Source organism: Nodosilinea sp. AN01ver1, from assembly GCF_050565655.1.
Classification (GTDB): domain Bacteria; phylum Cyanobacteriota; class Cyanobacteriia; order Phormidesmidales; family Phormidesmidaceae; genus Nodosilinea.
The window spans coordinates 1-1,216 of sequence record NZ_JBNXVS010000129.1 but is presented as its reverse complement, the minus strand read 5'-3'; the positions used below and the strand labels follow the sequence as shown (position 1 = coordinate 1,216).

The window sequence follows — 1,216 nt, the reverse complement described above, 5'->3', positions numbered from 1 at the left end:
TCTCATGGTCAAGGAACAGCAGCAGATGCTCTCGAATCTTCAAATAGCGTTTGAGCAATCGCTGTCCCTCGGGGGACTTGGGCTTCAAATTCAAGATCTCCCGCAGGCTGCCTCGGAAGCGAGAGCGGTATTGCTGAAGCGTTGAGGCAGCTAGGGTCTGTCGTCGTCGGTTTACGGCAATGGCGCGCAGTAATAGGCGTTTCATTCGAGGGGCAAACAGGTCATCACCGGCGTCAATGGCATATTGACAATCCCTGAGTTGATGGGCCAGGCACACTTGCCAATGCTCAGCCGGATGAGCTTTTTGAGCACTGAATAAGTCGGAGACCCAGACCTGAGGGCGATGACCTGCCATGGTCTCGTCAATGACGGCTTTGCCTCGACTGGGCCGAATCACATGCAGGCACACCTGCTCATTCTGGAACACCCACTCCCACTGGTTGCGACCGTTGAGCCGGGCACTGGTTTCATCACTGCACACTAGGCGAGCATTCCGCAGGCGCTCGACAATGCGTGCCACTGGCGCTGCAAGCTGGGTTTGAACCCGTTGGAGCAGATTCGCAATGGCCCCTTCCGATAGCGTTACCCCGTACAGATCCCGCATCAATTGGCTAAGCCGTTGATAGCTCACCGCATGGTGGTATCTCAGATACGTCACCACACTGGCGATGCTTTGGCCAAAGGGTGACCCAGGTTCTAAACCAACTGGCACGGGGGCTTCATAGCTCTGCTGACAGCACGGACATTGCCCACCATAGCGTTCGACACGAGTTATCTGGGGCCGAATCGGTGGTAGTTCAATCCGCTCATACACGGCTTTGAGTTGTTGGCGGGCCTGCTCGACCTCGCCGCCGCAGTGAGGACAACGGTTCACTTGTGCCACCACCACTTGGTCAGGCGATGCGCTCAGTTCTCGTCCACCACCCGCTCGGCCCACGCTTGCCGTGCGCTTACTTGGGTTGGGCTTGGGACGCTCTGAATTCGGCTTGAATCCTTTCGCTGGCGGCAAGCTTGAATTGCGTGACGTTTTCTTGACGCCTTTCCGTTTCAGCCTCTCAACCTCTGCCTGCAAGGCTTGCACCACCTGCCACAGCTCTCGAATCAGAGCATCTTTCTCCTCAGAACTAAGGCCTTCTAAGGGCGGCAGGTCTTTCATGGCAAAAGTCTACCACCCTCTCTCATTCGCCGGTACCCGTCAACCTAGTTGAGCAATTAC

Annotated in this window: 1 protein-coding gene; it reads right to left on the bottom strand. The window is 56.3% G+C overall.

The annotated features are described in order from the left end of the window. A partial coding sequence (gene tnpC / locus ACQ4N7_RS30260; RefSeq protein WP_430715127.1) for an IS66 family transposase occupies positions 1–874 on the bottom strand: 874 nt, incomplete at its 3' end. Positions 875–1,216: the final 342 nt, after the last annotated feature.